This window comes from Mesorhizobium sp. M2A.F.Ca.ET.037.01.1.1, from assembly GCF_003998075.1.
Lineage (GTDB): Bacteria > Pseudomonadota > Alphaproteobacteria > Rhizobiales > Rhizobiaceae > Mesorhizobium.
The window spans coordinates 1-6,958 of sequence record NZ_RZSA01000273.1; the positions used below are offsets into that span (position 1 = coordinate 1).

At 64.2% G+C, this 6,958-nt stretch carries 9 protein-coding genes and 2 tRNA genes; 3 read left to right on the forward strand and 8 right to left on the reverse strand.

Features of this window, described 5'->3' with window-relative positions:
* Positions 1–818: UDP-N-acetylglucosamine 1-carboxyvinyltransferase (locus tag EOA27_RS15495; RefSeq protein ID WP_127256620.1), on the reverse strand; the 818-nt coding region annotated here is incomplete at its 3' end.
* A gap of 138 nt (positions 819–956) precedes the next feature.
* On the reverse strand, positions 957–1,133 hold the full coding sequence (locus EOA27_RS40705; RefSeq protein ID WP_189343246.1) for a hypothetical protein: 177 nt from the start codon (positions 1,131–1,133) through the stop codon (positions 957–959).
* Positions 1,134–1,355: 222 nt separating this feature from the next.
* Here EOA27_RS40705 and EOA27_RS15500 point away from each other — a divergent pair.
* Both EOA27_RS15500 and EOA27_RS15505 read left to right on the forward strand, forming a co-directional pair.
* Positions 1,356–1,430: transfer RNA gene (locus EOA27_RS15500), tRNA-Thr, on the forward strand.
* Between the two features lie 78 nt (positions 1,431–1,508).
* Positions 1,509–1,582: transfer RNA gene (locus tag EOA27_RS15505), tRNA-Cys, on the forward strand.
* Positions 1,583–1,648: 66 nt separating this feature from the next.
* On the opposite strand, the gene EOA27_RS15510 is transcribed toward EOA27_RS15505, so the two are convergent.
* Entirely contained in the window at positions 1,649–2,395 is a 747-nt protein-coding gene (locus EOA27_RS15510; RefSeq protein ID WP_245467245.1) for a GGDEF domain-containing protein, read from the reverse strand.
* A 264-nt stretch (positions 2,396–2,659) separates the two neighbouring features.
* On the reverse strand, positions 2,660–3,370 hold the full coding sequence (locus EOA27_RS15515) for a thermonuclease family protein (protein ID WP_245467244.1): 711 nt from the start codon (positions 3,368–3,370) through the stop codon (positions 2,660–2,662).
* 204 nt (positions 3,371–3,574) lie between these two features.
* On the opposite strand from EOA27_RS15515, the gene EOA27_RS15520 reads away from it, so the two are divergent.
* On the forward strand, positions 3,575–4,111 hold the full coding sequence (locus tag EOA27_RS15520) for a hypothetical protein (RefSeq protein WP_126079128.1): 537 nt from the start codon (positions 3,575–3,577) through the stop codon (positions 4,109–4,111).
* A gap of 26 nt (positions 4,112–4,137) precedes the next feature.
* On the opposite strand, the gene EOA27_RS15525 is transcribed toward EOA27_RS15520, so the two are convergent.
* From EOA27_RS15525 to EOA27_RS15540, 4 genes are all read right to left on the reverse strand, one after another.
* On the reverse strand, positions 4,138–4,689 hold the full coding sequence (locus tag EOA27_RS15525) for a hypothetical protein (protein WP_126079127.1): 552 nt from the start codon (positions 4,687–4,689) through the stop codon (positions 4,138–4,140).
* Positions 4,686–5,261: a L,D-transpeptidase gene (locus tag EOA27_RS15530; protein ID WP_126079126.1), complete on the reverse strand. Its 576-nt coding sequence runs from the start codon at positions 5,259–5,261 to the stop codon at positions 4,686–4,688. The genes EOA27_RS15525 and EOA27_RS15530 overlap by 4 nt, the downstream gene beginning before the upstream one ends.
* The gene (locus EOA27_RS15535) at positions 5,248–6,411 is read right to left on the reverse strand and encodes an AAA family ATPase (RefSeq protein ID WP_126079125.1); all 1,164 of its coding nucleotides are present in this window, start codon (positions 6,409–6,411) and stop codon (positions 5,248–5,250) included. Before EOA27_RS15535 ends, EOA27_RS15530 begins: the two co-directional genes overlap by 14 nt.
* A partial coding sequence (locus EOA27_RS15540; RefSeq protein ID WP_145970363.1) for a TadE/TadG family type IV pilus assembly protein occupies positions 6,408–6,958 on the reverse strand: 551 nt, incomplete at its 5' end. The genes EOA27_RS15535 and EOA27_RS15540, both read right to left, overlap by 4 nt.

Below are 6,958 nucleotides of genomic sequence, written 5' to 3' on the forward strand. Positions count from 1 at the left end.
GTCTGCAACAGGTCGGGCCGCGCGCCTTCCAGCACCACATCGCCGCCGGTCATCGCCACCGCCATGGCATAGGTGCCGGTCTCGATGCGGTCGGGGATGACGCGGACACGGGCGCCGGACAGCGCCTCGACGCCCTGGATGGTGATGGTGGAGGTGCCGGCGCCGTGGATCTTGGCGCCCATGGCGATCAGGCATTCGGCGAGATTGACGATCTCTGGCTCGCGCGCGGCGTTTTCGAGCACCGTCTCGCCCTTGGCGAGCGAGGCCGCCATCATCAGCACATGGGTGGCGCCGACCGAAACCTTCGGGAAGACGTAACGATTGCCGACCAGGCGGCCATTCCGGGTCTTGGCCAGGACATAGCCATTGTCGACGTCGAGTTCCGCGCCAAGGACCTGCAGGCCCTCGAGGAATAGGTCGACAGGGCGCGTGCCGATGGCGCAGCCGCCGGGCAACGACACCTTGGCCTCGCCCATGCGGGCAAGCAGCGGCCCGATAACCCAGAAGGAGGCGCGCATCTTCGACACCAGCTCGTAAGGCGCGGTGGTGTCGACGATGTTGCGGGCGGAAAAATTGATCGTGCGCGAATAGCCTTTCTGCTGGCTCTCGCGGCGGCCGTTGACGGAATAGTCGACGCCTTGGTTGCCGAGGATGCGGATCAGCTGCTCGACATCGGCCAGATGCGGCACGTTTTCGAGTGTCAGCGTGTCGTCGGTGAGCAGCGAGGCGATCATCAGCGGCAGCGCCGCGTTCTTGGCGCCCGAGATCGGAATGGTACCGGCCAGCCCATTGCCGCCGACAATTCTGATGCGATCCATAAGAAAACGTCCCCTCGGCCAGAACAGGCCGGTTCAATCGGTTGATGCGCCCGGCTTAGACCATTGGCCGGCTTGGTTCAAGAAATAGGATTTTCCTAGAACCGGACCGACTATGGCCGGGCAGTATGGCTGATTTGGTCAGTCCTTGTGCATTTTTCCAGCAGCCGGCAAGCCTTCCGACCGCTGATCGGCGTCGCCAGCGCGCCGCGAACGCGTCTGCGCCTTGCGCTTCTGCAGATTGGCGCGCAGCGCCTCGGCCAGCCGTTCCTTGTGCACGGCTTCGCCCTTTTTCGGTGGATTTGTCTTCTCGCCCATCGTCCAATCCCTGACCGGTCAGCCGGCTGCGATTCCGCAATGGGTAGCATTTTGGCCCGGCAATGTCATGAAAGCAGGCCGTCCGGCGGTTTCACGCTGTGGATCGGCCGCGCATTAGCGTCCCAAACCGCTTAATGGCGGCCAAGAATCAGATCCGACGCTTTGGGTTTTTCTTGGCCTTGCGCTTGCCGGTTCGATATGGCAGAAGCGCCGCCATCGCAGGCTGCGGTAGCTCAGTGGTAGAGCACTCCCTTGGTAAGGGAGAGGTCGAGAGTTCAATCCTCTCTCGCAGCACCAGCCTTCCCTGTAATTGCCGCATCGGGCAGCGCCTGACGATGGTTCTGGCGCCAACCCATGGCAATGCCCCGCCTGCGAGGCCTCGTGGATGAATGGTTCACGCAGAGGACTGCAAATCCTTCAATCCCGGTTCGATTCGGGCGAGGCCTCCAGTTCCCGCGCACCCGCAGCCCAGCTGCGCTTACGGTGCGACCAAGAAGCAGACCGATCGCGCCGGTTCAGTTGGTGACGTGCGACAGCCGCAGGCCGGCTTCGTCGGGGGCCTCGGCCATGCCTTCCTCCGCGAAGCGGTACATGTCCTCGAAATCGAGCTCATGTTCGAAGACGACGCCCCCGACGCTGATCGCAAGCACGTCCTTGTCGCCTTTCGGCGCGAAATAGATTTCGCCGACCGCGCCGCGAATACGCTCGCCGATCTCCTTGGCGTCCTGGTCGCTCGCACCCGGCAGGAAGACGCCGAACATCGAGGTTCCGAGCCGGCCGATCAGATCGTCCTTGCGCACCGCGGATCGGATGGCCGATGCGATCAGGCGCAAGGCCTCGTCGCCCCATTCCAGACCGAAGCGCAGGTTGATCGACGCCAGATGTTCCGGATGGATGACGAGAAACGCGCCGGAGCGCGGACCGGCCGGTCTCGCCGCTCTCCTGTCGACCATCGATGTGAACACCTTGCCGTTCAGGCAGCCGGTCAGCTGGTCGTAAGTGCCGGATTTGGTGAGTTCCTGCCGGTAACGGCGGATCTCGATCTGTTGCCAGCCGGTGAGGGCAAACAGCGGCAGACCGATGACGATCGGCACGATGATGGCCGTGACTGCCCCACGGGCGAACGGCGTCAGGCTGTCGCTGAAAAGCATCAGGTAGTTCAGCGCCAGCGAAAGGGCGACGCAGCCGGCGGTGCCAAGCACGGCCAGCAAGATGAGGTGCTTCCACGTTTGAGCCGGCGCGGTCGGTGTTTTCGTGGTCAAGGGCCAATCTCCTGTTCGACGCATTGGCTTACAGGAGGTCCGTTGCAATTTCGGTTTCAGGGAAGCGTACAATTTGATGCAAAGTCGGCTTTTTTCTCCATGGGAAGCGCTGGATCCGGCCTGCGCATGCGACCGCAGCCCGCGGCTCGAGTGATGACCTGCCTGGCCGTTGGACCAGTTCTCGGTTTCTAGAATCGCCGAACCGCTCTGACCATTCTGCTTTCACGCAATTCCGCGACGGAAACCGGCTTTCCCGCGATTGCGCTATTGCGGTGGTCCGAAAATGCCCATCCTGGCTTCTCTCGCCACCGCTTCCGCCTTGCCGTAGATGCCGGTGGGAGCGGCCAGCGCCCAGCCATTGGAGACCAGCCAGGCGCCGACATCCTGCTTGCCGAGCGCGCAGGGCGCGGCGATCGCGAAGCGGTCGGCATCCGGTGGCAGCAGGCATTTCAGCGCCCGGCCGCGGAGCCAGGCGTTGAAGGCGGCCCGCGCCCGCTGGCCGCAGGGCCAGGCGGTGTTGTCGAACGTGCATGTCCTGCGGGGGTCCATGCCGATCGTGCCGCTGATGGCGACCATGCGTCCCATGGCCTCGAAGACCGCCGAGGAGGTCGCGACCGGACCGAAAAGCAGCGTCTCGCGCCAATCCCGCGGCATCGGCGTCTTCGGTCGCGGCGCGAGCCCGAGTTCGCCGAGCGGAGGGCGCGGCTCGATGCGCTCGATCCCTGACGGGTCGAGCGGCGGCGGCGCAATGAGATCCTCGGCGATCTTGCGTGCCGGCTCGCCCGGCCGCGTCTCTTGAACCGGGACCTGAGAGGCAGGCTTGAGGTCGCCGGCATCTTGGGCCGGCGTGACCGGCGGCGGGTCGGGCGGCAGCCAGCGCCTGCCCTCGGCGATCAGCAGTATGCCGGCGAGCAGCCCGAGACCACCGAGCATCGGCGCCAGCAGCGGGCGGCTGGGCGGTTTCGCCTGACTCACGCGCGGGCCTCTCTGGGATCGTGCCGACGGCCGCTGATGCTGCTCGAGCTCAACCCGTTAGCTCCTGTCGACACGGCGCCACCCCGACCATTGAGCCCTTCGCACATTAGACATGAGCGACATTCCTTGAAAAGCAAGGCGTTGCGTTAAGTCTCGCGCAACCAATGCGGCCTAGAATCGGCCATCGGATGTCGAGGGGATGACATGATGCGCAAGCCGATACTGCTTTTTGCCTTTCCGGCCCTGATGCTGTTTCTGCTAGCGGCGGAGCGGATGGCGGCGCTGCTTCTCGGCATTTATCCGGCGAGCCCCGCTGTGTGGCACGCCTGGCTCGAGCTGCGGCCGTTCTCGACCATGTTCTGGCAGCAGGCGCATGTCTATCTCGGCGGGTCGATGGCCGTCGACGCCGCTATCATTGTCTTTGCGGCAGGCGCTTGCTGGATGATTTGCCAGGCAAAGAGGTCGGCCGGCTTCTTCCTCGCCAATCATGCCGCGCTGATCTTCGCCGGGCTCATGATGGCGCAGAGCAGTCACGCGGAAACGGCGAGCACCGTTGCCGCGTTCGTTACACCCCATGGCCTCCAGTTCTCGGTTATGGTCGACCTAAGCTTGCAGAACTGCCTGGTGCTGTGCCTCGGTCTCGCGGCGTGCGCCTATTGCCACGTGGCATTCCTGCGCGAGGCGAAACTGCGCGCCGAGGCACGTTCGGTCCGCATGCTTGCGCTGCAGCGCGATCTGTAAGCGGCCGGCTCAGGCGGCCCGCGGGCTCAGTTGATCTTCTTGTAATAGACCTTGCCGTCGGGCTGCTGGATGCGCTGGTAGGACGGGTTGGGACCCGGGGGCGCGACCTTGCGCTTGAACGAGGGCTGCCCGTCGCCGGAGCTTTCATCGACCGCGGACGCATCCGCCACCGTTGTGTTGCCGAGCATGCTCGGCTCCGGAGCGCCGGGCGCCGGTTCGCTGGCCCCGACGGGCTGGCCTTGCTCCAGCCTGGCGACATTGCCGTTGATCTGGCCGAAATTCGCCTGCAACTGGCGGTCCAGCGTCTCGAACCGGCTCTGGAAACCGTTGTTGACGGTGTCGATGCGGGCGCCGATGCGCTGCTCGAACTGGCCGAGCTGATCCAGCCGCGCCTCGATCGCCTTGAGGTCGTTGACGCCGCGATAGAGATAGACCGCGGCCGTCACGTTGATGGCGGTGACAAGCAAAGCGCCGACGGCGATGACGCCGATCATCCTGGCCCGGCTGGGCTTTTCCGGAACCGCTTCCCGGTGACCGAGTTCGATTGCCGGAACGTCCGGCTCGCTGATCATCGTCATTCAACCACCACCTTTGCGCCCACCGCGACGCGTTTGAAGAGATCGATCACATCGGTGTTCGTGAGCCGGAAGCATCCGGACGTGCCGTCGAAACCGACGCCCTTGGGATCGTTGGTGCCATGGATGCGATAGAGCGTGTCGCGCCCGTCGCGCGAAAGATAAAGCGCCCTGGCGCCGAGCGGATTGTAGGGACCGGCCGGCACCATCGCCGGCAGTTCCGGCTGGCGCGCGCGCATTTCCTTGGGCGGGCGCCATTCCGGCCATTCGGTCTTGGAGGCGATTTTGACCGTTCCGGTCCAGCCGAAGCCGTCGCGGCCGACGCTGATCTGGTAGCGCAGCGCCTGGCCCTGGCCGGTCACCAAATAGAGCGCCTTTTCGTTCTTGCGGATGATGATGGTGCCCGGCTGCTCGCTGGTTTCAAAGGCGACCGCCTTGCGCAGGCTTGGGCCCATGGCGGGCAGCGGCGGCAGGCCCGATCCGGCTTGCGCCAGACCGCAGGCCGACAACAGCGTCAGCCCGGCGAGGCACGCGCTGGCCAAGTGTATCGCAGCGAAGCGCCTAGCGCTGAGCATTGTCCAGCCGCTCCTTGAACATGCGTTTCAAGTCCTTGTTGAAGCGCGCGCGTCCATCCACCTCGGAGGGCAGGATGGCGCGGTTCAGCGCGTCGGCCAGGAGCGCATTGTCCAGCGCCAGCGACTTGATATGCGGCGCCTTGAAGATCTTCTCCAGCTCGCTGCGCGAGAAGTGGTTGCCGAACCATTTGCGCTTGTGCTTGTTGGCGACCAGCGTGATGCTGACCTTGTTGCCGCGCAATTCGCGAATCTTCTTGTAGAGCCGCTTGCCTTGCCTCAGCGAAGCGACGTTGAGCTCGAAGACGATGAAGATCTCGTCGCTCGTGCGCAGCACGGAATCGTGCCACGGCGTCTCGATGTTGGGCAGGTCGATGACGATGTCGTCGAAGCGGTAGGCGACGAGGTCGAGCAGCCGGAAGACGAAATCGGAACCGTGCGGCTCGAACGGCAGCTGTGGCCGCTCGAAGGAATAGAGCGTGAGGCCCGAAGGCCGGGACAGTTTGATGACGTCCATGAGCTCGACATCGAGCCGGTCCGGCTGGCCGATGATGCCGGAGAGGTCGAACTGGTTGAACTGGTTGAGATAGGCGCCGCAATTGGCGCTCTGGAAGTCGAGGTCGACGAGGCAGGTCGCGGCCGCCCGCTCGGCCGACTTCGAGGCCAAGTGCTCCGCCGCCGAGATCGCCAGCGTGGTGGCGCCGGCGCCGCCGCTCGCGGCAATGAAGGTGATGATGCGGCTCTTGGTGCCCTGGTTGCCGGTGTCGTGGAAGGTGACGGCGTTGAGCAGCTCCTTGGCGTCGAGCGGCTTGTGCAGCCAGTCGGACGCGTTCATGCGCACCAGCACGCGCGTCTGCTCGGAGGTGAGTTCGTCCGATATCGCGATCAGCGGCACCGACGCCCAGGCCGCGCGCGCCTCGACGATCGCCGGATTGCCGAGCAGCGCGCCATTGCCGAGATCGAGGATGATGATGCCTGGACGGCTGTCGACAGGCGGCCCCTTAAGGAACTCCGCCGCGTCCGAGACCTTGACGTCATAGATCGCCAGCGCGTCGAGCCGCGTGGTGACGTCGCGCTTGAAATTCGCATCGGCGGAAAACAGCGCCACCTGCTTGCGCTTGGTCGGGAGAACTCTGGTGTCGATAGCGTTCATGGGTAGGTGCTCTTTAGATCCTCGCCCGTGACCGTGCTCAGCATGGAGGGCATGGTGATGTTGTCGAACCCGAGCAATCCGCCCAGGAAGAAGAACTGGAATTGATGATTTACGATGCTGACCGTGATGGTCGGTACCGGCCCGTTGGGACGTGTCCAATAGCCCAGGCCGGACGCCTGATATTGTATCCGAACCTGGGACTTCGTCAGCGTGGGCAGGAAGGTGTGCATTCCCGACCGGGTGCCGCTGCCCGTGTAAATGAAGTCAAAAACAGCTTGGCTCGCTGTGAGATTCTGGCATGTTGCGCCGGTGCCGCAGGTGCATGAGGCGGTTCCCGCGGCATTGGCCGTGCAGATGTAATTATATGTGTTGGCCGGAACCGCCTTGCCCACGTCCAGCGAGTCGCTTGGCGTTTTTGCCTCGAGGGAAAGCCCACTGGCGACCGGACTGGAGATTTGCGCCAGCCTCGCTCCTGCCTGCACTGCCTTGTCGGCGGCGTTCCATTGATAAAAGGCATAGCCGAAATCGACGAAGCCGAGCAGAAGGG